18 protein-coding genes are annotated in these 24527 nt (G+C 69.8%); 5 read left to right on the top strand and 13 right to left on the bottom strand.

Annotation, left to right across the window (positions count from 1 at the left end):
* Positions 1 to 72: 72 nt before the first annotated feature.
* The 3 genes from F5972_RS34740 to F5972_RS34730 form a co-directional block, all read right to left on the bottom strand.
* A complete protein-coding gene (locus tag F5972_RS34740) occupies positions 73 to 1299 on the bottom strand; it encodes a trypsin-like serine peptidase (protein ID WP_150940059.1) in 1227 nt (408 codons plus the stop codon).
* A gap of 475 nt (positions 1300 to 1774) precedes the next feature.
* A complete protein-coding gene (locus tag F5972_RS34735; RefSeq protein WP_150940053.1) occupies positions 1775 to 2959 on the bottom strand; it encodes a trypsin-like serine peptidase in 1185 nt (394 codons plus the stop codon).
* A 281-nt stretch (positions 2960 to 3240) separates the two neighbouring features.
* Positions 3241 to 4368: a trypsin-like serine peptidase gene (locus F5972_RS34730; RefSeq protein WP_150940051.1), complete on the bottom strand. Its 1128-nt coding sequence runs from the start codon at positions 4366 to 4368 to the stop codon at positions 3241 to 3243.
* 209 nt (positions 4369 to 4577) lie between these two features.
* On the opposite strand from F5972_RS34730, the gene F5972_RS34725 reads away from it, so the two are divergent.
* Positions 4578 to 5057, top strand: a complete 480-nt coding sequence (locus tag F5972_RS34725) for an SSI family serine proteinase inhibitor (RefSeq protein ID WP_150940049.1) — start codon at positions 4578 to 4580, stop codon at positions 5055 to 5057.
* 140 nt (positions 5058 to 5197) lie between these two features.
* Here the strand turns inward: F5972_RS34725 and F5972_RS34720 are convergent, their stop codons facing one another.
* Entirely contained in the window at positions 5198 to 6322 is a 1125-nt protein-coding gene (locus F5972_RS34720) for a trypsin-like serine peptidase (RefSeq protein ID WP_150940047.1), read from the bottom strand.
* Between the two features lie 329 nt (positions 6323 to 6651).
* Between F5972_RS34720 and F5972_RS34715 the strand changes: the two genes are divergently transcribed.
* Positions 6652 to 7614, top strand: a complete 963-nt coding sequence (locus F5972_RS34715) for a zinc-binding dehydrogenase (RefSeq protein ID WP_150940045.1) — start codon at positions 6652 to 6654, stop codon at positions 7612 to 7614.
* Between the two features lie 27 nt (positions 7615 to 7641).
* Here F5972_RS34715 and F5972_RS34710 read toward each other — a convergent pair whose 3' ends face one another.
* From F5972_RS34710 to F5972_RS34690, 6 genes are all read right to left on the bottom strand, one after another.
* Entirely contained in the window at positions 7642 to 8421 is a 780-nt protein-coding gene (locus tag F5972_RS34710; RefSeq protein ID WP_150940043.1) for a PadR family transcriptional regulator, read from the bottom strand.
* Between the two features lie 109 nt (positions 8422 to 8530).
* Positions 8531 to 9358: a DUF4097 family beta strand repeat-containing protein gene (locus F5972_RS34705; RefSeq protein WP_150940041.1), complete on the bottom strand. Its 828-nt coding sequence runs from the start codon at positions 9356 to 9358 to the stop codon at positions 8531 to 8533.
* Between the two features lie 120 nt (positions 9359 to 9478).
* A complete protein-coding gene (locus F5972_RS37665; protein WP_191910467.1) occupies positions 9479 to 9655 on the bottom strand; it encodes a DUF6104 family protein in 177 nt (58 codons plus the stop codon).
* A gap of 84 nt (positions 9656 to 9739) precedes the next feature.
* A complete protein-coding gene (locus F5972_RS34700; RefSeq protein WP_150940039.1) occupies positions 9740 to 13462 on the bottom strand; it encodes a multifunctional oxoglutarate decarboxylase/oxoglutarate dehydrogenase thiamine pyrophosphate-binding subunit/dihydrolipoyllysine-residue succinyltransferase subunit in 3723 nt (1240 codons plus the stop codon).
* A 197-nt stretch (positions 13463 to 13659) separates the two neighbouring features.
* Positions 13660 to 14301 (bottom strand): B3/B4 domain-containing protein, encoded by a 642-nt coding sequence (locus tag F5972_RS34695; protein WP_150940037.1) that lies wholly within the window; start codon positions 14299 to 14301, stop codon positions 13660 to 13662.
* Between the two features lie 131 nt (positions 14302 to 14432).
* Entirely contained in the window at positions 14433 to 16976 is a 2544-nt protein-coding gene (locus tag F5972_RS34690) for a glycoside hydrolase family 9 protein (protein WP_150940035.1), read from the bottom strand.
* A 345-nt stretch (positions 16977 to 17321) separates the two neighbouring features.
* Between F5972_RS34690 and F5972_RS34685 the strand changes: the two genes are divergently transcribed.
* Entirely contained in the window at positions 17322 to 18383 is a 1062-nt protein-coding gene (locus F5972_RS34685; RefSeq protein ID WP_150940033.1) for an MBL fold metallo-hydrolase, read from the top strand.
* 55 nt (positions 18384 to 18438) lie between these two features.
* Here the strand turns inward: F5972_RS34685 and F5972_RS34680 are convergent, their stop codons facing one another.
* From F5972_RS34680 to F5972_RS34670, 3 genes are all read right to left on the bottom strand, one after another.
* Complete coding sequence (locus tag F5972_RS34680; RefSeq protein WP_150940030.1) at positions 18439 to 19497, bottom strand: NAD(P)H-dependent amine dehydrogenase family protein; 1059 nt, start codon at positions 19495 to 19497, stop codon at positions 18439 to 18441.
* 167 nt (positions 19498 to 19664) lie between these two features.
* Positions 19665 to 22025, bottom strand: coding sequence for a glycoside hydrolase family 65 protein (locus tag F5972_RS34675; protein WP_150940027.1), 2361 nt, complete (start codon positions 22023 to 22025; stop codon positions 19665 to 19667).
* The gene (locus F5972_RS34670) at positions 22022 to 22789 is read right to left on the bottom strand and encodes a beta-phosphoglucomutase family hydrolase (RefSeq protein ID WP_150940025.1); all 768 of its coding nucleotides are present in this window, start codon (positions 22787 to 22789) and stop codon (positions 22022 to 22024) included. The genes F5972_RS34675 and F5972_RS34670 overlap by 4 nt, the downstream gene beginning before the upstream one ends.
* A 159-nt stretch (positions 22790 to 22948) precedes the next feature.
* Between F5972_RS34670 and F5972_RS34665 the strand changes: the two genes are divergently transcribed.
* Together F5972_RS34665 and F5972_RS34660 are read left to right on the top strand one after the other, a co-directional pair.
* Complete coding sequence (locus F5972_RS34665) at positions 22949 to 24136, top strand: ROK family transcriptional regulator (protein ID WP_150940023.1); 1188 nt, start codon at positions 22949 to 22951, stop codon at positions 24134 to 24136.
* Positions 24137 to 24154: 18 nt separating this feature from the next.
* On the top strand, positions 24155 to 24527 hold a 373-nt coding region (locus F5972_RS34660; protein WP_150940021.1), incomplete at its 3' end, for an ATP-binding cassette domain-containing protein.

The following is a 24527-nucleotide window of genomic DNA, read 5'->3' as shown; positions in this document are numbered from 1 at the left end:
CATCGCACGTTCGGAGAAAACGAAAGAGCCCGGCCTGGGGCCGGGCTCTTCGTCAAGCCTGATCCGCTGGGATCAGTGGTTCAGCGGGTTCTCGAAAGGCACCGCGATGGAACCGGACCAGTTGTTCTTGGCCGCGCTGTAGACGCCGTAGGTCTCACCGTCGAAGTACGGGGAGATGGAGGTGTCGTAGCGGTCGTTGCCGTCGGTGTCGGAGACGCCGATGGTCACGCCGTTCAGGTAGCCGAGACGACGGCCGTTGTTGTACTTGAGCAGCCAGGACGAGCCGAGCGCGCCCTCGCCGGTGAAGGACGACTTGACGGCCTGCAGCTCCTCGGCCTTGATGGCCGGGGCCTGCGCGGCGAAGGTCTTGCCGTACGTCCACTTGAGGGTCTTGCCGGTGAAGGCCTGGTTGCCGTCGGGGTGCTTGCCGCTCGGGTAGCCGAACACGAAGACCGGCTGGCCGATCTTCTGGTTGTAGGCCAGACCCTGGCCACCCACGTTGTCGCCCAGGCGACCCGCGTCCACGAACGCCCACACGTAGTAGTGGCCGTTGTTCTGGTGGCAGAAGCCGGAGGTGCGGTACCACGCCGGGAACTTGTTGAAGGTCTCCTTGGAGACCTCCTTCCAAGCACCGGGGTTGGCCGGACCGAAGGGAGCGATCACGCCGTCGTGCGGCATCTTGAGGCCGTTGTACACGGTGACGAACGCGTAGTCGCGGTCGCCGTCCTCGTACACGTCGTAGTCGTAGTGCGTGTACGCGGTCTTACCCACGTAGATGCCCCACGGGGTCTTGCCCTGGTAGTAACCCGGGACGAAGACCCAGTTGTTCAGCGTGGCCGCGTTGGACTCGGTGTCGTAGACACAGTGTCCGGCGGTCGCGACCATGTTGTGGTACGCCGACTGCACGGAGGTGGCGGTGCACCAGTGCGGCCTGCCGTCGGAGCCGTTGAAGAACACCTTGCCCGTGGTCTTGGGCAGGTTCACGTTCTTCGACTTGGCCGCGGTCTTCTTCTCGTCGCCGATCGCCGGCACCACGCCGGGCTTGCTGTCCGCGGACGGCCCGCCCTTGGAGATGTGCTTGGCGACGACCTTGGTCTCGACGGTGTAGGGCGTCGCGTTGACCAGGTTCGCGTACGCGTTGTTGAACCAGTACGCGGCCGTGGACCAAGCCGCGATGCCGTTGTTGGCGAGTGCGTCGCTGGCGACGTCCTGCGGGGTGGCCTGAGCCGGGGCGGCGAGGCCCGCGGCCAGGAGGCCGGCGGTGGCGACAAGGCCACCGAAAGCCAGAGTGCGCTTCATGGGGAACTCCTTGGTCTGTCGTGAGACGCCTCTTGCGTCCCATCCGTCAGAAGAGGGATGGCCAGACCATACAGCCCCGATTTGGACCGAAACAGGCGAACAAGCTGGGGTCCGGACCCCCGCAGGACGCCGAGATCTTCGCGTTACCTGACTGACGGTGCGCAAACCCTTCTGTCGACCCGTCCCCCGGATCATTTCCGCAGTCTGGGAGTTCCCTGGGAGTTTTCTGACCGAACGCTGTGGAGAGAAGTGACGGCGAGGCCAGGTTTCCGATGTGATACAAATCACATCGAATAGATGGAACGGATCGTGTCGACGCGGATTGACCTGGTCATTCGCATCGGGCAGAGTCGCCTTTCCCCATTGCTGGGTTTACACCTCCCGCACAGAATTTCCGTCGGTACGCCGGAAGGCCCGGCTGAGGACAGCCGGGCCTTCCGTGGGGGGTGTCGCCGCAGTACGACGATCAGGCGGATCAGGCGATGGAGCCGGACCAGACGTTGGCGGCGGCCTTGTAGACGCCGTAGGTCTCGCCGTCGAAGTACGGGGAGACGCTGGTGTCGATCCGGTCGTTGCCGTCGGTGTCGGAGACACCGCTGGTGACGCCGTTCAGGTAGCCGAGGCGGCGGCTGCTCTGGTAGTTGAGGAGCCACGCCGAGCCCGAGGAGCCCTCACCGGTGAAGGAGGACTTCACGCCCACCAGTTCCTCGGCCTTGATGGCCGGGGCCTTGGCGGCGAAGGTCTTGCCGTACGACCACTTGAGGGTGTTGCCGGAGAAGGCGTGGTTGCCGTCCGGGTGCGAGCCGCTCGGGTAGCCGAACACGTAGACGTACTTGCCGACCTTCTGGTTGTAGGCGAAGCCCTGGCCGCCGACGTTGTCGCCGAGGCGACCGGCGTCGGTGAACTTGACCACGTAGTACTTGCCGCCCTTGGCCTTGCGGATGAAGCGGTCGTACCTGTCGTACTCCTTCTTGCTGACCTGCTTCCAGCTCCACTCGGCGACGTTGCGCAGGTCGCCGCCACGGCCGGCCTTGATGCCGTTGTAGACGGTCACGAACGCGTAGTCGCGGTCGCCGTCCTCGTAGACGTCGAAGTCGTAGTGGGTGTAGGCCGTCTTGCCGACGTAGATGCCCCACGGAGCCTTGCCCTGGTAGTAGCCGGGCACGAAGACCCAGTACTTCATGGTGGCCTTGTTCGACTCGGTGTCGTACACGCAGTGGCCGGCGGTGGCGACCACGTTGTGGTACTTCGACTGCAGCGAGGTGGCGGTGCACCAGTGCGGCCGGTGGTCCGCGCCGACGAAGAAGACCTTGCCGGTGGTACGCGGCAGGTTCACGTTCTTGGAAGAGCCGCTGGCCTTGGTACCGCCGCCCGTGGGGGCGACGGTACCCGGCTTGCTGTCCGCGGACGGCCCGCCCTTGGAGATGTGCTTCGCCGGGACCAGGGTCTCGTGGTCGTACGGGGTGGCGTTGACCAGGTTGGCGGCCTTCTCGCTGAGCCAGAAGGCGACGATGTTCTTCGCGGCGATCCCGCTCGCGGCCAGGGTGTCCGAGGCCGTGTCACGGGCGGCCTGAGCCGGCACTGCCAGGGTGGCCCCGACGAGGCCGGCGGCGGCGATGCCTCCGATGGGGAGGAGCAGGCGCCTGACTCGGGTGTTCATGAATCTCCAGGTGCTGTCGTGTGGTACGCCTCAGGCGTCCCACCCGTGTGTAAAGGGCTAGTAAAGACAGTACCTGCGCTCTTTACCCCTGTTTTGCGTGCTTTCCGGGTAGTCCCGCCCGTTACTTGACGGTTATCTTCGACAGTCCTTGTCAGGAAGAGGATCACGAATCGGCATCGGCGCAGGTCCGGTCGAGAGCGGTCCGTGTAAAGATCGGTACACAGCGCGACTACAGAGAGATCGCGATGTGAGCTAAATCACACCCAGAACATGAGCCGGGCTCAGCCGGTGCCCTGTCGACAGGCTTGCGTGTACACCCGCCTGGTGAGCGTGTTGAAGTACGGCGTGGAGGCGGCGTCGAGACGCCCGCCACCGCTGAGGTTCCAGGTCAGGCTGGTGACCCCGGTCAGGTAGCCGGTCCGCTTGGCGGAGTTGTAGCCGGCGACCCAGGGGCCGCCGCTCGCGCCGGCGGTGAAGGCGCAGCCGGGCAGGCGCACCCCGTGCTCCAGTTGCCAGGTCGGCGCGCTGACGGTCTTCTTCTCCGTCGTGCCCGAGCAGGTCCGCACCGTCTGGCCGTCGTACGGGCGGGTGCCGTCGGGGTGGGCCCCCGCGGGGTAGCCGAAGGCGCTGACGCGCCGGGCGAGCGGCTTGGCGGAGGTGAACAGGAAGGCGCCGGCCTTGTCCTCCAGGCGCCCCACGTCCACGGCCCGATACTTGAACCTGCCCTGCTCCGTGTACGGCTGCCAGGTGAAGCCCCGGTGCACGGTCACGAAGGCGTAGTCGCGGTCGAAGTCGCCCTGGCCCGCGAAGTCCTCGTGCATGTAGAGCGTGTGGCCGACGAAGATCCCCTTGGGGGCCACCCCGTCGTGGTAGGACGGGATGAAGATCCAGTTCTCCACCGGCTTGTCCTGGGCCAGCGCGTACGCGCAGTGCCCGGCGGTGGCGACGAGGTTGCGGTGGACCGAGTGGACCGCGGAGGCGGAGCACCAGTACTGCTTGTCGCCCACCTTGAAGAAGACCTTGCCCACCATCGGCGGGGCGTCGCCGAGGGGGGAGGCGGATGTCCGCCGGAGCGGAGTCGCGCCCCGGCTCACCTCGCCGGGGACCACCTCCAGCGCCGAGGTGGTGCTCTTCGCCGACGGCGACGGCTTCGTGCTCGGCACGTAACTGCTCGCCTGCTTGAGCCGCTCGGGACTCCAGTACGCCGCCACCCGCTCCTTGTCCGCCTGGGCCGGCGCGAGGGCGAAGCTGCTGACCCCGCTCCTGCTGAGACCGCTCACGACGGAGACCGGGGCGGCGGCGATGTGGGGCGAGGCCGTCGCGGGTGTGGCCGGCCCTTGGCTCCAGAGCACGGCGGCCAGGCCCGCGGCGGCGGCGGCGCCACCGGCGAGTGCGAGCTTCCTGGTCACCGTGGACCTCTCAGATGGGAGATATGGATAGTAAGGGGTGATTTTTCCAGATCCACACGGTTCAGGCACAGCTTCTTGCCCAGCTCGTTATGAAACCAGCGGAACCGAAGCGGTCTGTGGTACGTCAGGTTTCCTTGTGGCGCGGAGTGTGCGCTTGCTCGGAGGCACCCCCATGAGAACGCTGGCACCAGCGGAAACGGGGGGATCGAATGAGAACGCTGCTTGTCCTGCTCGCCGGTGCGGCCTTGGCCGCCGGCCCGTCCGGCCACGCGTCGGCGTCCGGCCACGCGTCGGATTCGCACCACGGGCGGGCGGGAGGCCTGCCCACGCCGCCGTGGCCCGAGATCGCGCGCTTGGCTCAGCCGTCCCCGGCCGCCCGCGTCCGCGTGGCGATCCTGACTGTGGCGAACGGCGTGCAGGCGGATCCGCCGGCCCGCTCGGCCTTCCTGAACTGCGCTCCGGTGGGAGGGTCGCATCCCCGTCCGGCCGAGGCGTGCGCGCGGCTGGGCAGAGCGGTCCTCGACCCGGCGAACCCGTGGCCGCCTCCGAGCGGGCCCTGCGCGACGATCTACGCACCTGTGACGGTCACCGCCAGCGGTATCTGGGACGGGAAGTACTTCCAGCTCCGGCGCACCTTCGGCAACGACTGCGAGATGCGGTCGTCCACCGGCGCGCTGTTCGACTTCTGAGTTTGGGCGTCTTACGCATTCCACCGCATCCGGCGTAGGCGGGACGTAAGCATGCGAAGGGCCCGGCGGTCGCCCGCCGGGCCCTCGTCCACCTGGACGTGCGCGCCTGACCGAATGGCTGTGCGGTCAGACCGCCCGCGTCACTGCGTCCACCGGTTGGCGGCCGCCGCGTAGACGTCGTAGGTCTCGCTGTTGAAGTACGGCGAGGAGATCCGGTCGTACCGGTCGTTGCCGTCGCTGTCCCAGGCGACGCTGTTGATGCCGTTCAGGTAGCCCTTCCGGGTCCTGCTCTTGTAGTCGAGCAGCCACGGGCCGCCGCTCGCGCCGGCGGTCATGCCGCACCTGAACCCGATGTGCTCCTGGAGGTTGTACTTCGGTGCGGCCGGCATGGGAGTCGTCCGGCCGTAGCACCACTTCATCGTCCGCCCGGTGAACGGCCGGTCGCCGTCCGGGTGCGGGCCCGCCGGGTAGCCGAACGAGAACACCTTGACCTTCGTGCTGCGGTTCCAGGTGAAGCCCTGGCCGCCCACGTTGTCGCCCAGGCGGCCCGCCGGGGTGGTCGTGTACTGCGTGGCGGAGCCGACCTTCTTCGGCGTGAGCCGGAAGCCCGACGACACGTTCACGAACGCGTAGTCGTAGTCGTAGTCCTCCTTGACCACGAAGTCGTCGTGCGCCTGGAACCACTTGGCGGGATAGATGCCGTACGGCGCCTTGCCCTCCCACACCTGGTTGCCGTCCCAGTAGGAGGGAATGAAGATCCAGTTGTCGTAGAACTGGTTCGACACCGGGTCGTACACGCAGTGCGCCGAGGTGGCGACCACGTTGCGGAACCTGCTCTGCACGGACGTGCCGGAGCAGTACTTCCAGCTCCGGGGGTCGAGCGGGTTCTGGCCGGGCAGCGTGAAGAACACCCGGCCGACCGTGTTCGGCAGGTTGACCTGCCGGGACACCCCCGCCTTGGCCTTCTCCGCGCCGATCGGCGGGACCGTGCCCGGCTTGCCGTCCGGGGTGGTCGTGCTGACCTTGCCGAAGCCCTTGACGGAGTTGCCGAGTTCCTCGCTGTAGTCCTTGGCCGTCCGCATCCGTTGCGGGGACCAGAAGGAGACCGCCTGGGCGGGCGTCTGGGGCGCCGCCTTCACGGTCACGTCACCGGGACCGGTCTGCGCCGAGGCCGCCGGTTGGGTGACGCCGACCACGCCGACCACGCCGGCCGCGACGAGCGCGCCGGTGAGGGGGATGGTCAGGCGTCGTGCTCGGGGGATCATGAAGCTCCTTTCCCTGGGACGATGAGGGTGCGTCCCATTCAGCAGGAAAACGCTCCGAAGATTAACGACCGGATCTCCCCGGCTGTGGTGCTTATAACCAGAACAATCGCAGATTGCCCTATCTGTTATCGATAGCGGCTGGTTATGGCTCACGTATGCCCAGCTCAGCGGGGGTGTGCTGAGGTATGTCGTCTTACCGGACGAAGGGTTCACCGCCATTCTTGACGGGTCTTGATTGATTTCCGGCGCTCTGGTCCCGGTGATGTCCCCGTTTATCAAAACGGACAGATCAAAACGGATAGGCCAGGCGTGCGCGGTAGTGTGCTGGCATGTTCGCCGTCACCGCCACACAGACCGATCCGGACGACCCGCTGAAGGGCCTGACGCTGGGCGAGCGCCCCGAGCCCGCCGTACCGGAGGGCTGGACCACCGTCACGGTCCGGGCCGCCTCGCTCAACCACCACGACCTGTGGACCCTCAAGGGCGTGGGCATCAGCCAGGACCGGTTGCCGGTCGTGCTCGGCTGCGACGCCGCGGGAGTGGACGAGGACGGCGAGGAGGTCGTCGTCCACGCCGTGATCGGCACGCCGGTGGACGGCGACGAGACCCTCGACCCGGCCCGCTCGCTGCTGTCGGAGAAGTACGACGGCACGTTCGCCGAGAGGGTCGCGGTGCCCCGGCGCAACCTGGTGCGAAAGCCCGCCGCCCTCTCCTTCGAGGAGGCCGCCTGCCTGCCCACGGCCTGGCTGACGGCCTACCGCATGCTGTTCGACAAGGCCGGGCTGGAGCCGGGCTCGACCATCCTCGTCCAGGGCGCGGGCGGCGGCGTGGCGACCGCGCTGATCGCGCTCGGCCGGGCCGCCGGATACCGCGTCTGGGCGACGAGCCGGTCGGAGCACAAGCGGGAGCGGGCCCTCGGCCTCGGCGCCGACCAGGTCTTCGAGACGAACGCCCGCCTGCCCGAGCGGGTGGACGCCGTCATGGAGACGGTCGGCGAGGCCACCTGGAAGCACTCGCTCAGCTCCCTGCGCCCCGGTGGCCGCATCGTCACCTGCGGCGCGACGAGCGGCATGGTCGCCCCGACGCAACTCGCGCAGGTCTACTTCCTGCAGAAGTCGATCATCGGCTCGACGATGGGGACGCGCGAGCAGCTCGCGCGGCTCGCGGTCTTCCTCGAGCAGACGGGCGTACGGCCGGTGATCGACCGGGTGCTGCCGCTCACCGAGGCGGAGGAGGGCTTCGCGGCCGTGCACCGGGGCGACGTCTTCGGCAAGGTGGTCTTCACCCTCTGACGGCCGTCCTGAGCCCGGTGAGCGCGGTCAGGAGCGCATGGCGCGGCGGATCCGTTCCGCGGCCTCGTCGAGAGCGGCCCGGCACTCCGCCAGCGCCTCCTCACTGGGCGCGCCCGTCCCGGAGGGATCCCCGGGAGACTCGGCGAGAGAGCGGTGGACGTCGGTGACGAAGTCGGCCAGCATCCGGCTGAGAGCGGGGTCGGGACCGGTGCGCGGGGCGCCCTCGCGCCGGCTTCCGCCGAACCCCCAGGACTCCTCCCAGATGCGGCGCCACTCCTGCTGCCAGCGGTCGCGCTCCTCCTGCCACTCGTGCTTGTGGCGGCGCCACTCCTCCTTCTGCCTGCGCCACTCCTCCCTGGCCTGGTCGCGGTGCCGCTGCCACTCCTCCTTCTGGGTCCGGCCCAGGTCCCGGCCGTCGTCGCCGATGTCCCTGGCCATCTGGGTGAGCTCGTCGCGCAGGGACCGCACGGTCTGGCGCACGTCCTCCTTCACCTCCCGGGCGATGTCCTGGACCGAGGCGGTGATCTCCTGCTCCAGCTCGGCCAGCTCGTCCATCCGGTCGGCCAGCTCGGCCCGGCCCTTGTCGGTCAGCGTGAAGACCTTCTTGCCGTCCACGACCTCATGGGTGACCAGGCCCTCGTCCTCCAGGCGGGCCAGCCGGGGATAGATGGTGCCGGGGGAGGGGGAGTAGACGCCGAGGAACCGGTCCTGCAGCAGCCGGATGACCTCGTATCCGTGCCGCGGGCTCTCCTCCAGCAGCTTCAGCAGGTACAGCCGCAGCCGCCCATGCCCGAAAACGGGACTCATGCCACCTCCTCGCCTTCGGCTCGGAGTTCGGTCGTGCCGGAGGCGCGCGATTCGGCAGGTCGCCAGACGCTGTGCCTGTTGATTCGCTCGCTTCGCTCGCTTCGCTCGCTCATGCCTTTTCCTCCTCTTCCCGCCCGCCGGTGGGGGGACCGCTCAGCAGGGTGACGTCGCCCGACATGGTGGTCGCGGAAAGCGAGGCCATGCCGCCGCCCAGCCGGCCGCCGAGCGTCCGGACGCCGGGCACCGTGGTGGGCTCCAGCCCGGGGAACGCCGACTCGACCCTGCCGGAGGTCGAGCGGACGGTCACGTCGGCGTCCACGGAGCGCGGGAGCCGTACGACGACGGCGCCGGACACGCTGTGCATCGTGACGTGCCCGGTGGGCGTGAGCTCCAGGTCGGCGGTGATCCGGCCGGACACCGTGTTCGCGCGCAGCCGCCGCGGCCTGCCTCCGGCGACGGTCAGCTCACCGGAGACGCTGCCGAACGACAGGTCGCCGGCCATGCCCCGGCTCTCCACCGAACCCGAGACGGTCTCGGCCTGCACCTCGCCGCTGACGCCGTCGAGGACGATCTCCCCCGAGACGCTCTTCACCCCGGTGGTCCCCTCCATGCCGGTGACCAGCGCGGAGGCCGAGACGACACCGGCCTGCACGGGACAGGTGCTCGGCACGGTGAGCGTCAGCGTGGTGCGGCGCGAGCCCGGGCGTAACCACCCGAGGATGCCGTCCCACGTCAGGTCCTTGTACGTGACGGTCAGGCGGCCGTCGGCCTCGTCGTGGGTCACCAGCAGCGGCGCCCCCTCCACCTCCGTCACCTCCAGGGTGGGCGGGCCGTCACTTGCCAGCACGGCCAGCCGGCCGGCCACGATCCGCACGTTCAGCGCGGTCACCTTGCCGAACGTGAGCTGCCCGGGGGAGTCGATCGTCCATTGGGGCATCGCCGAGCCCTTCCATGCGAAGTCCTGCCGTCCACAAACACGATATATCGCGTCTGTCGAAAGTCAAGATGTATCGCGTTGGGCCCGGCGGTCTCAGTCCCTCGTCCTCGGCTCTCGTCCTCAGTCCTCGTCGTCGTCCAGGCGGGCGAGCCAGGTGGCCAGCCGTTCCACGGGCACCTCGAACTCGGGATTGAGATCCACGAACTCGCGCAGCCGCTCGGCGAGCCAGCCGATGCCGACCTCCTCCTCGCCGCGCCGCTCGACGAGCTCCTCGATCCCCTTGTCGGTGAAGTACATGCCTCGCTCCAGTGAATTACCTGATCATGAGGAGAGGTCCCCCACATGTCGCGGGGGACCTCCTCAATCCTGCGGGAACGCCGGTCAGCCGAAGATCTCGTCGAGCATGCCGCGCAGCTCCGCGTCGTGCTTGGAGTGGGAGCCGACGGCCGGCGACGAGTTCGGCGTACGCGAGACCCTGCGGAGGGCGCGGCCGCCGAGCAGGTCGGGCCGTTCGGTCAGCTTGAGCGCCAGGTAGGGCCACGGACCCATGTTGACCGGCTCGTCCTGCGCCCAGAGCAGCTCCGCGTCGGTGCCGTAGCGGGACAGCTCGGCCTTGAGCGGGTTCTCCGGGAAGGGGTAGATGCGTTCGAGCCGGACGAGCGCCACGTCCTTTCTGCCGTCCTTCTCGCGCTTGGCGAGCAGGTCGTAGTAGATCCTGCCGGAGCAGACCACGACCTTCCGGACCGCCGCCGGGTCGACCGTCGCGTCGCCGATGACCGGGCGGAAGGCGCCGGAGGTGAACTCCGACGTGGCCGAGGCCGCCGCCTTGAGCCGCAGCAGCGACTTGGGCGTGAACACGACCAGCGGCTTGCGCCGCTCCGACAGCACCTGCCAGCGCAGCAGGTGGAAGTAGCTCGCCGGGGTGCTCGGCTGCGCCACCGTCATGTTGTCCTGGGCGCACAGCTGCAGGTAGCGCTCGATCCTGCCGGAGGAGTGGTCCGGCCCCTGGCCCTCGTAGCCGTGCGGCAGCAGCAGCACGACAGAGGACCGCTGGCCCCACTTCTGCTCGCCCGACGAGATGAACTCGTCGATGATCGACTGGGCGCCGTTGGCGAAGTCGCCGAACTGCGCCTCCCAGAGAACCAGGGCGTCCGGGCGGACCACGCTGTAGCCGTACTCGAAGCCCATCGCGGCGAACTCGCTGAGCAGCGAGTCGTACACGTAGAACTTCGTGGTGCCGTGGTTGAAGGTCTTGAGCGGCGTGTGCTCCTCGCCGGTGGTCCGGTCGACCAGCACGGCGTGGCGCTGGCCGAAGGTGCCGCGGCGGGAGTCCTGGCCGACGAGCCGCACCGGGTGGTCGTCGATGAGCAGCGAGCCGAACGCGAGCATCTCACCGGTCGCCCAGTCGATCGCGTCCTCGGCGATCATCGCGCCGCGGCGCTGGATGACCGGGGCGAGACGCGGGTGGACGGTGAAGCCGTCGGGCAGGTTGAGCTGCGTGTCGACGACCCGCTTGACGACCTCCTCCGAGATCGCCGTCTTGGTGTCCTCGTGCGACCACCGGAAGACCTCGTCGGGCTCGGGCACCACGACCGCGCCCGGGTCGAGCGGGTGCCTGGTCGCCTCCCGGGTCTCGGTGAAGGCCCGCTCCAGCTGCTCCTGGTAGTCGCGCAGGGCCTGCTCGGCCTCCTCGACCGTGATGTCGCCGCGGCCGATCAGCGCCTCGGTGTACAGCTTGCGGGTCGAGCGCTTGGCGTCGATCAGGTCGTACATCAGCGGCTGCGTGAAGGCCGGGTTGTCGGTCTCGTTGTGACCGCGCCGCCGGTAGCAGATCAGGTCGATGACCACGTCCTTGCGGAACGCCTGGCGGTACTCGTAGGCGAGCCGCCCGACGCGGACGACGGCCTCGGGGTCGTCGCCGTTCACGTGGAAGATCGGCGCCTGGATCATCCGGGCGACGTCGGTCGCGTACACGCTCGACCGCGAGGACGCGGGGGAGGTGGTGAAGCCGACCTGGTTGTTGACCACGATGTGCACGGTGCCGCCGGTGCGGTAGCCGCGCAGCTGGGACAGGTGCAGGGTCTCGGCGACCACGCCCTGCCCGGCGAACGCCGCGTCGCCGTGGACGAGCACGGGCAGGACGGTGAAGCCCTCCTCGCCGCGCTCCAGCAGGTCCTGCTTGGCCCGGACCACGCCCTCCAGGACGGGGTCGACGGCCTCCAGGTGCGAGGGGTTCGCCACCACCGACGTGCTGATCTTGTTGCCGTCGGGGTCGGTGAAGTCGCCGCTCGCACCGAGGTGGTACTTCACGTCGCCCGAGCCGTGCGCGCTGCGCGGGTCGATGTTGCCCTCGAACTCGCCGAACACCTGGGCGTACGACTTGCCCACGATGTTGGCCAGCACGTTGAGCCGGCCGCGGTGGGCCATGCCGATGACGACCTCGTCGAGACGCTCGCCCGCGGCGGAGCAGATCACCGAGTCGAGCAGCGGGATCAGCGACTCGCCGCCCTCCAGCGAGAACCGCTTCTGGCCGACGTACTTGGTCTGCAGGAACGTCTCGAACGCCTCGGCGGTGTTGAGCCTGCGCAGGATGTGGAGCTGCTCCTCGCGGTCGGGCTTGGCGTGCGGCCGCTCCACCCGCGCCTGGATCCAGGCCCGCTCCTCGGGGTTCTGGATGTGCATGTACTCGATGCCGACCGTGCGGCAGTACGAGTCGCGCAGCACGCCGAGGATGTCGCGCAGCTTCATCAGCGGCTTCCCGCCGAAGCCGCCGGTCGGGAACTCGCGCTCCAGGTCCCACAGCGTCAGGCCGTGCGACTGGATGTCGAGGTCGGGGTGCTTGCGCTGGCGGTACTCCAGCGGGTCGGTGTCGGCCATGAGGTGGCCGCGGACCCGGTAGGCGTGGATCAGCTCCAGCACGCGCGCGGACTTGGCGACGTCGTCGTCGTGGGTGGCCGAGATGTCCTGGACCCAGCGGACCGGCTCGTACGGGATGCGCAGCGACTCGAAGATCTCGTCGTAGAAGCCGTCGGAGCCGAGCAGGAGCTGGTGGATCCGGCGCAGGAAGTCACCCGACTGGGCGCCCTGGATGATCCGGTGGTCGTAGGTCGAGGTGATCGTCATCACCTTGCTGATGGCCAGGCGGGACAGCGTCTCCGCGGAGGCGCCCTGGTACTCCGCCGGGTACTCCATCGCGCCGACGCCGATGATCGTGCCCTGGCCGGGCATGAGACGCGGCACCGAGTGGACCGTGCCGATCGTGCCGGGGTTCGTCAGGGAGATCGTGGTGGCCTGGAAGTCCTCCACGCCCAGCTTGCCCGCGCGGGCCTTGCGGACGATCTCCTCGTACGCCGTCCAGAACTGGCGGAAGTCGAGCGTCTCGGCCCGCTTGATCGAGGGCACCAGGAGCTGGCGGGTGCCGTCGCTCTTCTGCACGTCGATGGCGAGGCCGAGCCCGACGTGCTCCGGCTTGACCAGGATCGGCTTGCCGTCCACCTCGGCGTACGAGTGGTTCATCTCGGGCATGGACTCCAGCGCCCGGACGATCGCGTAGCCGATGAGGTGGGTGAAGGAGATCTTGCCGCCGCGCCCGCGGGACAGGTGGTTGTTGATGACGATGCGGTTGTCGATCAGCAGCTTGGCGGGCACCGCGCGGACGCTGGTGGCGGTCGGGACCGCCAGCGAGGCCTCCATGTTGGCGGCGGTGCGCGCCGCGGCGCCGCGCAGCTTCTCCTCCGCCGCGCCGGCCGGAACCGGGGTGGAGGCCTGCTTGGCGGGCTGCTTCGCCGGCTGCTTCGTCGGCTGGACGGCGGGCTGCCTGGCCGGCGCGGGCGCCGTGGCCTGAGGAGCGGGCTGCGTCGTCTGCGGGGCCGGGCTCACCGGGGCGGGAGCCTCGGGAGCCGCCGTCGTGGCCGCGCCGTTCGCGGCACCGGCGGGCTTGGGTGGAGCGGGCTTGCCCGTCCCGTTGTAGTCAGCGAAGAAGTGCCACCAGGCCTGGTCCACAGACTCGGGATCTTCGAGATACTTCTGGTACAACTCGTCGACAAGCCACTCATTTTGCCCGAAGCTTGCCAGCGGGTTTGTCCGCGACGACTCAGACGACACGGCGGAAATCGCCCTCTTCCGCAGATCGGCGTTGATGTTTGGTGAACCTGTCCAAGGCTACTCGCCTCACACACCGAGGTGCGCCCGCGCGGGTCACCGGTCCCGGCCCATCCTCCCAGGATCGATCAAACAGGTCACGCGCGGATAGTCCGTCTGGGTGGTGAGGTGTCCCTCACCCTCTGGTCATCACGACTGGCTCACCCGAGGAGCCGCGACTCGATCCGGATATCGGGAGCTATAGCGGACAGCATACCCGCGAGGTCCTCACCGGCCGCATGCAGTGCCGGGATGGAGAGAGGTTCGAGCCGTTCCAGGAGGAACAGCGCGTCGGCCGTCTCCTCGGTGATCCTCGTCCTGACGCACTGCCGCCAGTTCCACCTGCGGCAGGTGACGCCCTCGTCGTCGCGCCACACCACCTCGCCGATCGCGGGCTCGCCCAGCGCCTCCTCCGACGGCTCGTCGCCCGCCGCGCGGACCAGCCGGGCGGTGCCCCGGTAGCGGCGCAGGTCCTCGCCGCCGATCGGCAGGCCGTGCCGTACGGACACGGCGTTGTAGGCGTCGACCACCAGATTGATCTCGGGCAGCGGCAGGCGGCGGACGAGCGCGTCCACCGACGGGCGGGTCCGCTGGGGCTTGGCCCCGAAGGCGCGGTACGCCGAGCGCCACGCCTCGATCCTCTCGTCGTCCGGCGGCACGGCGCCGGCCGCCGCGTCGGCCAGCCACTCCCGCGAGCGGTCGTCGGAGGGGCCGTTACGCAGGCCGTACGCGCACACGACCAGGACGGCGAAGTCCGGACGCAGCGCCGTGACGGCGTCGTCCACCCAGATGTCGTCGATCACGCCCCACAGCGTAGTGCCCGGGTCCGCCGGCCTCGCCGGAATGGAACCGGCCGCCGCCTCTGCTGAGGCGGCGGCCGGGGTCGTGGGTCACGGCGACGTGCTGATCAGGCTGATCAGCCTGATCGGACTGCTCAGGAGGAGCAGGCGGCGCCGTTCAGGGTGAACAGGTCAGGCGTGGGGTTGGCCCCCGGCGCCGGCGACTGGCCGTTGAAGCCGAGGACGACCGTCTGGCCCGGGTAGAGAGTCTTGTTCCACGCCTGGTTGGAGGCGGTCACGGTGGCCGCATCCTGCGAGAAGTCGGCGCTCCAGCCGTGGTCGACCTTCTGCCCGCCCAGGAAGGACCACCGGAGCTTCCAGCCGTCGATGGCCTTCGTACCGGTGTTCACGAGCGTGATCTGGGTGGTGAAACCGGTCGGCCAGGACCCGTGCGTGGTGTAGGTGACCTTGCACGTGCCGGGGGCCTTGACCGTGCCGTCGCCCTGGTCGGCGATGAACGCCGAGATCCACGACATCGGCGAGTTCCAGTTGATCGTCAGCTCGTTGGTCGCCCACGAGCCGATGTCGTCGATGTAGCAGAACTGCGCCACGCAGCCCCTCAGCTTCGCCTGGGCCACCGGGTCCTGGATGCTGGAGTTGGGGCCGCCCGCGAGCGTGCCGCGCGGCGGGTTCGGCAGCGAGGTGTCCAGCGAGTGGGCGTACCACCTGCTGTGCTGGTTCTTCGACGCCACCTCGCCGTAGCCGGTCACGTACGACTGGTTGAGCGCGTTGCGGCCGAGGATGTAGTCGACGCCCTGCAGCACGCCGTCGCGATACTTCAGGTCGCCGGTGATGTCATAGGCCGTGGCCATGACCACCATGTTGTTGAGGACGATGCTGTTCGATCCCCAGTCGTAGGACGCCGCGTCGTACGGCAGGCCGTACGGGTGGGCCTTCAGCGTGGCGAGGTACTTGTCCGCGCCGGCCACGACCGAGGCGCGTACCTCGCTGCGGCCGGGCAGGGCGTTGGGCACGGTCGCCAGGTCGAGGCGGCCGAGCGCCGCGACGTTGCCCCAGTCCATGGCGCCCGTCTTCCAGATGTCGGCCGTGTGGACCGGCGAGGCGAGGACGTAGTCCTTGTACTCCTTGTCACCGGTGGTGATGTAGAGCTCGGCCGCCGCCCAGTAGAACTCGTCGCTGACGTTGGCGTCGTCGTAGGTGCCGCCGCCGACGCCGTCGGAGGGGGAGGCGAGCAGGTTCGGGTTCGCCTTGGCCGCCGTCCACGCCTTCTTCGCCGCCGCCAGGTTCTTCGCGGCGAACGCGGCGTCGTACGGCGCGAAGATCCGGGCCGCCTGGGCGGCGGTCGCGGCGAGGTTCAGCGTCGCGGCCGTGCTGACCGGGTGCAGCTCGCGCTTCTGCGGGTCCAGGTGCGGCAGCAGCGGCAGGCCGGTCCAGTTCTCGTCGTGGATCTTGTGGTGGACCATGCCGTCGGACCGCTGCATCTTCAGCAGGAACTCCTGCTCCCAGCGGGCCTCGTCGAGCACGTCGGGAACGGCGTCGCCGCTCTCGGGGATGTTCAGGCTGCCGATGGGCTTGGCGGTCGAGGCGTTCTTGGTCCGCTCGAACTCGCTCATGAGCTGGGCGACCGAGATGCCGCCGTTGACCACGTACTTGCCGTGGTCGCCCGCGTCGTACCAGCCGCCGGACACGTCGAGGCGGTAGTCGCAGACGCCCGGCTGGCAGGGGACGTTCTTGTCGCCCTGGTTGGGAGCCACGTCCACGTGACCGGCGGGACGGCCGTACCCGGGCCGCAGCGCGTCGTCGATCGCGATGCCGCTGCGCTGGGTGTAGTAGAACTTCAGCGCGTCGAGCTTGAGGTCGGCGTACGCGTCCGGCTTGATGTCGAACGGCCGGCTGGTCTCACCGTCGGCGGTGAGCGTGTAGCCCGTGCCCGCCTTGACGTACGAGCCGAAGTCGATCGAGTGGACGTTCTGCCCGGAGCTGGCGTCCACGCCGCGCGGTGTCGTCGTGCCGTGCGCGACCACGGTCCCGGCGGAGTTCTTGAGCTGCCAGGGCAGCGCGCCGGTGGCGTCCGTGACCACGGTGGCGTTCTTGGGGCCCTTGGGCAGGTAGGCCACCTGGTTCACCCGCACCCGGGGACCGGTGTCGGGCTTGTAGACGTCCGGCGGCGCGCCGCCCTTGAGCGAGACGTTGTCGACGCAGAAGCGCCACGGCGTCGCGCTGCCGCCGATCTGGAAGACGACCTGGGCGTTCGGCAGGTCGACCGGCGAGGTGAACGTGTAGCTGTAGGTGTTGCCCGAGACGCTGACCTCGGGGGCCGCCGCCACGTACTGGGTGTACGGATCCGTAGGCAGCTGGACGAACGCCCTGGCGACCTTCGCCGGGTCGGCGGTGGCGAAGAAGCTGAACGCGTAGGACTCGTCCTTCACCAGCGGGATGTCGTTGACGCCGATGATCGCGTCCCAGGGATTGACCGTCCCGCCGGGGACGTTCGTGCAGAGCCGGCCGCCGGACAGCTCGAAGTCCAGGTTCGAGGTGTGCCACCACGGGTCGGCGGTGGTGTCGAACGTGCCGTTGGGGATCTGTTCCGGGCCCTCGTCCGCCGTGACGGGAGGCGCGCCGGTCAGGCTGGCCGCGGCCAGTGCCGCCACGGCGAGAATGCCGATTCTTCTGAGCACAGTGGTCCTCGGGGTGGTCCTCGGGATGTCCGCGAGGGGGTGATGGTGGAGAGTCGTATGTGGGAGCGGTGGTGTGGGAGCGCTCCCAAAGAGGAGCGGCACTGATGTTTCCGCCGGATTTCCAGGGGAGTCAACGACGGCCGCGGTCCTGCCCGCGTGACCGGTGGTCGGGGAAGCGCGTCGCTGAAACTTTCATTTCCGCGAAGGGGCGGCTTCGCGAAGCACGGGGGTTGCCGGCGTCCCCGGCGTGGAGCAGGAGGTCTTCCGCGTACGGGACCCGGTAGAACGACATTCGGTTCAGCGCGGCACAATCGGGCAGCGGAGCTGTGAGAGGGGCGTGGACCGGTGAGCAAGGAGAGCGTGACGGCGGCGAACGAGGCGCAGCGCGCGGCGTGGCGTGGCGGCGGGCTGCCGGAGGTCGAGCGGGTGCGTCCGGGGTTGTGGTCGATCCCCGTCCCGATCCCGATCAACCCCTTGCGCTACGTCCTGGTCTACGCGCTCGAAGTCCCCGATGGAGTGGTCATCATCGACGCCGGATGGAACACCGGCGAGGCGTACGCCGCGCTCGTGGCGGGGCTCGGGACGGCCGGATACGAGATCACGGACGTGAAGGCCGTGCTGGTCACGCACATCCACCCCGACCACTACGGCCTGGCCGGGCGCGTACGGGAGGTCTCGGGGGCCTGGATCGGGCTGCACCCGGCCGACGCCCGCCTCATCCGAGGCCGCTACGACGACTCGGCGATCGACGGTCTCGTCGAGCAGGAGCGCGCGCTGCTGCTCCGCTGCGGCGTGCCGGACCTGACGGCGCAGGAACTCGCGGGCGCGTCGGTCATGCTGCGCCAGTTCGTGACGATGGCGGCGCCCGACCGGCTCATCGAGGACGGCGACCGGCTCGATCTGCCCGGCTGGGACCTCCGGGCGGTGTGGACCCCCGGCCACTCGCCCGGCCACCTGTGCTTCGCCGAGCCGGAGCGCAGGCTGCTGTTCTCCGGCGACCACGTGCTGGCGAGGATCACGCCGATGGTCGCGGTGCACCCGCAGTCGCCGCCCAACCCGCTGGCCGACTATCTCGACGCGCTGCGCGCGGTGGGCAAGCTCGACGTGGAGGAGGTGCTGCCCGCCCACGAGTACCGTTTCCTGGAACTGGACGCCCGGGTGGACCACGTCATCGCGCACCACGAGGAGCGGCTCGCGGAGATACGGCGGGTCGTCGCGGACGGCGACGGCCCCGCCTGCTGGGACATCGCCACCCGGCTGAGCTGGTCGCGCCCGTGGGAGACGATCCCCACGCACATGCGCAGGACGGCCAACGGCGAGACCCTCGCCCACCTGGTCTGGCTGGAACATCGCGGCCAGGTCACCCGAGTGCCCGGCGAACCCGACCGCTGGTACCCCGCCGACTGAGCCGTACGGAAACGCCCTTCTGAGCCGCCCCCGACAGCGGAGCGGGCACGGCCCGTCAGGCCAGCCGTACGGCTCCCCGGCCGGTGGCGAGTGGAAGGTCGAGGAGCGTGCGGATGCCCGGCGGGGCCGCGCACACGGCGGCGATCGAGTTGACCGCGTGGGCCGCCGCCCCGGCCAGCCCCTGGGTCATGTCGTCGATCGTGACCGCCATGCCGGGCCGTCCCTGGACGTGCATGGTGAAACCGAGGTCGCCCCACTGCGGCACCCGGCGGCCGTCGGCCTTGTAGACGCACTCGACCGTGATGAACGGCCGGCCGCGCGCCAGTCCGGTGAACACCCAGCGGGACGCGCAGATCGTGCCCTTGCGCACCTCTCCCGCCGCGATGTCGAAGTCCTCGGTCGCGAGCAGGTACTCGTCGGTCTCCTCCACCTCGTCCAGCGGTACGTCCAGCGCGGCGGCGACAAGCTGGACGCTCTCGCCGAACAGCGCGCGCTGGAAGGCGCGGAACGGCCGGACGGACGTGCTGTAGTCGTCGGGCTCCCGGCCGAAGCCCATCAGGTCGGCGGCGATGTGCGGGGAGGGATGACCCCGGTAGTCCGAGCACTCCCGGACGTAGATGTGGTCGAGCCGGTCCGACAGCCCGGTCAGCGCCAGGGGCAGCAGGTCGCTCATGAAGCCCGGGTTGATGCCCGTGCCGTGGAGGGACGTCCCGCCCCGGGCGCAGGCCGCCTCGAGGCGGTCCACCAGCCCCGGGCCGTACGCGCGGGGATAGACGAAGCCGGTGGTGGTGACGACGTTCTTGCCCGAGCCGAGCAGCGCGCAGATGGTCTCGGCGTCGGTCCCGGGATCGCCGCCGAAGTAGGACGCGGGCAGTGGCATGTGCAGCACGCAGTCGGCCTCGGTGGCGAGCATCCGTTCGGCGTCGTCGGTGCAGGCGACCCCGACGGGCCCGAGCCCCACCAGTTCGCCGGCGTCCCGGCCCACCTTGTCCCGGTCGTAGACGAGCACCCCGGCGAGCTCGAACTCCGGGCGCGTGATCACGCTGCGCAGGGCGCGTCCACCGACCGCGCCCGTGGCCCACTGGATCACGCGCAGGGGAGCGGACGAGGACATGCGTGCCTCCAGCGGGTTCGCTCGGGCGTGACCGCGCGGTGAGAGGGGAGTCGCCGATCCGCGCCCAGTTCGGGACAGGAACTGAGGAACGTTCACGAGCACGCTCACTGTACGCCGCCGGGCCGCCGTGGCCTGCCCGAACGGGGATATCACCCGGGGATGTCGCCTCAGGGAACCACCGGGCGCCGGGGCGGCGGCTCACGGCCGGGCGGCTGCGTGATCCCCAGTTCGGGAAAGGGCGGCGGCGGGTTGCTCCGGGACTGCGGCCGCGCGCCGAGCGTCAGGTTCTCCCCGTGGTGCGCCAGCGTGACCGGCGAGCCGTGCAGCAGCCGGTACGTCGTGCCCTCGGACGTGACGTCGACCCGCAGCAGGCGTCCGCGGTAGCGCATCCGGAAGGTGAGCCGGGTGATCCCCGAGGGCAGGCGGGGGGCGAAGCACAACCGCCCCTCGCCCGCGCGCATGCCGCCGAACCCCGCCACCAGCGCGATCCACGCCCCGGCCAGCGATGCCATGTGGACGCCGTCGCGGGTGTTGTGCTGCAGGTCGCGCAGGTCGATGAGCGCCGCCTCCCCGAGATAGGCGTAGGCGAGCCCGAGCTGACCGACCTCGGCGGCGAGCACGGCCTGGGTGGCGGCCGACAGCGAGGAGTCCCGCACCGTCAGCGCCTCGTAGTAGGCGAAGTTGCGGGCCTTCTGCTCCGGCGTGAACGCCTCGCCGCACAGGTGCATGGCCAGCACGAGATCGGCCTGTTTGACCACCTGCTTGCGGTAGAGGTCGAAGTAGGGGAAGTGCAGCAGCAGCGGATACCGGTCGGGCCGGGTGTTCTCGAAGTCCCACACCGCGTGCCCGGTGTAGCCCTCGCTCTGCGCGTGGACCCCCAGCCGCTCGTCGTACGGGAGGTACATCGCGGCGGCGGCGTCGCGCCACATCGCGGTCTCCTCCAGGGTGACGCCGAGCTGCCCGGCCCGGTCGAGATGGCGGACGGTCGCGGCGGTGGCGGCGCGCAGGTTCCGGCGGGCCATGAGGTTCGTGTAGAGGTTGTTGTCGGAGACCGCGCTGTACTCGTCCGGGCCGGTCACCCCGTCGATGCGGTAGCGGCCCTCGGCGTCGTGGTGGCCGAGCGCGCACCACAGGCGCGCGGTCGCGACCAGCAGCGGCAGGCCGACGTCCCGCTCGAACGCGGTGTCCTCGGTCGCGTCGACGTACCGTGTCACCGCGTCGGCGATGTCGGCGTTGACGTGGAAGGCCGCGGTGCCCGCGGGCCAGTATCCCGAGCACTCCTCGCCGTTGATCGTGCGCCAGGGAAACGCCGCCCCGCCCAGCCCGAGCAGTTCCGCCCGCGCCTCGGCGAGCGGGAGGATGGACGCGCGCCACTCCAGCGCGTCGCGGGCCGCCCTGGGATAGGTGTACGTGGCGACCGGCAGCACGAAGCTCTCGGTGTCCCAGAACGCGTGCCCGTCGTAGCCGGAGCCGGTCAGACCCTTGCCGGGAATGGGCCGCCGCTCCAGCCGGGCGCCCGCCTGGAGCAGGTGGAACAGCCCGAAGCGTACGGCCTGCTGCACCTCGGCGTCGCCCTCGACCTCGACGTCCGCGCCCGCCCAGTAGTCGTCGAGGAAGGCGCGCTGCTCGGCGCACAGGCCGTCCCAGCCGGTGAGCCGCGCCGCGGCCAGCGCGGCAACCACCTGGTCGTGCATCGCGGGCCGGGAGCGCTTGGCCGACCAGCCGTAGGCGAAGAACTTGTCCAGCCGCAGCCGCTCTCCGGGCTTCAGCCGGGTGGCGACCGTCACCCGGCTGACGTTGCCGCCGCCGTCGGAGTCGACCCGGGTGCCCTCGGGGCCGTCGACCTCGTGACGCATCGCGGCGGCGACCCGCAGCCGGCTGGCCCGGGTGGAGTGGACCATGACGCACACGCCGTCGCGGCCGGCCGTGTTCTCCTCCAGCACCAGTGGCGCCTCCAGGGCGGCGGCGGCGCGGGGGTCGGCGGCCGCCGTGGGGACGGTCTCGTTGGCCACCAGTTCCGACTGGACGACCACGTTGACCGGCTGGTCCACCGGCTCCACCTCGTAGCGGATCGCGGCCACGGCCCGGTGGGTGTACGACACGAGCCGGGTGGAGCGCATCCGGATCTCCGCCCCGGCGGGAGAGCTCCAGCGGACCGTGCGGATGAGCGTCCCGGCCCGCAGGTCGAGGAGCCGCTCGTGCGAGTGGAGGGTGCCGTACCGCACGTCGAACGGCTCGTCGTCCACGAGCAGCCGGATCAGCTTGCCGTTGGTCACGTTGACCACCGTCTGCCCCGACTCGGGGTAGCCGTAGCCCGCCTCCGCGTACGGCAGGGGGCGCAGTTCGTAGAAGGAGTTGAGGTAGGTGCCGGGCAGCCCGTACGGCTCGCCCTCGTCGAGGTTGCCGCGCAGCCCGATGTGCCCGTTGGAGAGCGCGAACACCGACTCGGTCTGCGCGAGCACGTCGGTGTGCAGGCGGCACTCGCGGACCGACCACGGCTCGGTGGTGAAGGCGGGATGCCTGATCATCGCTCGTCCGGTCGCTGGTCCGGTTGCTCGTCCAGCAGGTCGGCGAGGTCGCTCACCACCGCGTCGGCGCCGTTGTCCCGCAGGGCCCGGGCCTGGTTCGCGCGGTCCACGCCCACCACCCAGGCGAAGCCGCCCGCGCGGCCGGCGGCGACCCCCGCCAGCGCGTCCTCGAAGACCGCCGCCGCGTCCGGCGGGATCCCCAGCGCCTCGGCGGCGGCGAGGAACATGTCGGGGGCCGGCTTGCCGGCCAGGCCGCGCTCGGCCGCCACCACACCGTCGATCCGCGCGTCGAACATCTCGGCGAGCCCGGCGGCGGCCAGCACGCGGGCGGTGTTGGCGCTGGAGGAGACGACCGCCCGGCGCAGGCCCGCCTCGCCGACCGCGCGCAGATAACGCACCGAGCCTTCGAAGACCTCGACGCCCTGCCGGTCGAGGACCGCCTGGACCAGTGCGTTCTTCCGGTTGCTCAGGCCGTTGAGCGTGGGCATGCCCGGTGGGTCGTCCGGCTCGCCCTCCGGCAGGGTGATGTCCCGGGAGCGGAGGAACTCCCGCGTGCCGTCCAGGCGCTTCCTGCCGTCGACGTACCGGTCGTAGTCGCCGGTCTCGTCGAAGGGGACGAACGGCGTGCCGGTGGCGAGCGCCCGGTCGTGCAGGAACGCGTCGAACATCTCCTTCCACGCCGCCGCGTGCACCCGCGCCGTACGCGTGAGCACGCCGTCCATGTCGAACAGGCAGCCGCGTACCCGCTCTGGCAACCCCAGCATCCGCCCTCCTCGACTCCGTCTCTTCTCTTACCCTGTTCCGCTCCCCGTCCTGACTTTTGTTGGATTCAGCGAAAGAATGCATCAGATCGGTAAAAGGTCTTCCCTGTTGTGGGGAAAAGGGGTACGTTTCCAGCCAATCACGTGGACGCGGAGGCGTAGGTGAAACGGACGACCATCAGGCCGGAGAACGTCCATCAGGCCGCGCTTCTGCGCTTGCTGAGGGACGGCGGGCGCTCCCGCGCCGAGCTCGGCGACGTGGTGGATCTGTCGCGCTCGAAGCTCAACGTGGAGCTGGACCGGCTCGTCGAGCTGGGTCTGGCCGAGCCGGACGGGCTCGCCGCCTCGCGCGGCGGCCGGCGTTCGGGCCGTGTACGGCTGTCGCAGGCCACCCGCTTCGCCGGCATCGACGTCGGCGCCACCTCGATCGACGTCGCGGTGACCGACGGGGAGCTGAAGGTGCTCGGCCACCTCAGCGAGCCCTGCGACATCAGGCAGGGCCCCGCGGCGGTGCTCGACCGGGCGATCGACCTGCTCGGCAAGCTGCACAGGGACGGCCTGTACGACGAGCTGACCGGAGCGGGGATAGGTGTCCCCGGGCCGGTGAGTTTCGCCGAGGGCGTCCCGGTCGTACCGCCGATCATGCCCGGCTGGGACCGTTACCCCGTGCGGGAGACGATCGGCCAGGCCCTGTGCTGTCCCACGATGGTGGACAACGACGTCAACATCATGGCTCTGGGAGAGCTGCACACCGGTCTCGCCCGGAGTGTCGGCGACTTCCTGCTCGTGAAGATCGGCACCGGCATCGGCTGCGGCATCGTGGTGGACGGCAAGATCTACCGCGGTGTGTCCGGCAGCGCCGGCGACATCGGCCATATCCGGGTGGACGACCTCGGCCCGGTCTGCTCCTGTGGCAACTCCGGCTGCCTGGAGGCCTATTTCGGCGGGGCGGCGCTGGCCAGGGAAGCGGTCGAGGTGGCCCGCTCGGGCGGCTCGCCGTACCTGGCCGAACGGCTCGCGGTCGCGGGCACGCTGACGGCCGAGGACGTGGGGGCCGCGGCGGCGCAGGGCGACGCCGGGGCGATCGGGCTGATCCGCGACGGCGGACGCCGGGTGGGCCAGGTCCTGGCCAGCCTGGTCAGCTTCTTCAACCCCGGCCTGGTGATCATCGCGGGAGGCGTGGCCAAGCTGGGCCACGTGCTGCTCGCGGAGATCAGAAGCGTCGTCTATCGCCGGTCGCTGCCGCTCGCCACCGGCAACCTGCCGATCGTGCTTTCCGAACTCGGAGAGACCGCGGGTGTCATCGGCGCCACCCGACTGATCAGTGATCACGTCTACTCCGCCAACTGACCATCGTTGGGAGACCCCATGGGAGACGAGCACCCCCTGCTGCAGATGAGGGGGATCGTCAAGCAGTTCCCCGGCGTGCGCGCGCTGGACGGCGTCGATCTGGAAGTGAGAGCCGGCGAGGTGCACTGCCTGCTCGGCCAGAACGGCGCCGGTAAGTCCACCCTGATCAAAACCCTCTCCGGCGCGCACTCGCCGGACGAGGGCGAGGTGCTGCTCGACGGAGCCCCCGTACGGCTGGCGCCGCCCACCGCGGCCATGGCCCTCGGCATCGCCACGATCTATCAGGAGCTTGACCTGGTGGACGGGTTGAGTGTGGCCGAGAACATTTATCTGGGTCATGAGCGGGCGCGGTTGGGGTTTTCGCGTCGGGGTGAGGCCGAGCGGGCGGCGG

It is taken from the genome of Microbispora cellulosiformans, assembly GCF_008728085.1.
Lineage (GTDB): Bacteria > Actinomycetota > Actinomycetes > Streptosporangiales > Streptosporangiaceae > Microbispora > Microbispora amethystogenes.
The sequence above is the reverse complement of the archived record's forward strand: the minus strand, read 5'-3'. Positions and strand labels throughout refer to the sequence as shown.

Coding starts and splice junctions, on each gene's coding strand:
- F5972_RS34740 (WP_150940059.1), bottom strand. CDS start 1,299: ATGAAGCGCACTCTGGCTTTCGGTGGCCTTGTCGCCACCGCCGGCCTC.
- F5972_RS34735 (WP_150940053.1), bottom strand. CDS start 2,959: ATGAACACCCGAGTCAGGCGCCTGCTCCTCCCCATCGGAGGCATCGCC.
- F5972_RS34725 (WP_150940049.1), top strand. CDS start 4,578: ATGAGAACGCTGCTTGTCCTGCTCGCCGGTGCGGCCTTGGCCGCCGGC.
- F5972_RS34720 (WP_150940047.1), bottom strand. CDS start 6,322: ATGATCCCCCGAGCACGACGCCTGACCATCCCCCTCACCGGCGCGCTC.
- F5972_RS34715 (WP_150940045.1), top strand. CDS start 6,652: ATGTTCGCCGTCACCGCCACACAGACCGATCCGGACGACCCGCTGAAG.
- F5972_RS34710 (WP_150940043.1), bottom strand. CDS start 8,421: ATGAGTCCCGTTTTCGGGCATGGGCGGCTGCGGCTGTACCTGCTGAAG.
- F5972_RS34705 (WP_150940041.1), bottom strand. CDS start 9,358: ATGCCCCAATGGACGATCGACTCCCCCGGGCAGCTCACGTTCGGCAAG.
- F5972_RS37665 (WP_191910467.1), bottom strand. CDS start 9,655: ATGTACTTCACCGACAAGGGGATCGAGGAGCTCGTCGAGCGGCGCGGC.
- F5972_RS34680 (WP_150940030.1), bottom strand. CDS start 19,497: ATGTCCTCGTCCGCTCCCCTGCGCGTGATCCAGTGGGCCACGGGCGCG.
- F5972_RS34675 (WP_150940027.1), bottom strand. CDS start 22,025: ATGATCAGGCATCCCGCCTTCACCACCGAGCCGTGGTCGGTCCGCGAG.
- F5972_RS34670 (WP_150940025.1), bottom strand. CDS start 22,789: ATGCTGGGGTTGCCAGAGCGGGTACGCGGCTGCCTGTTCGACATGGAC.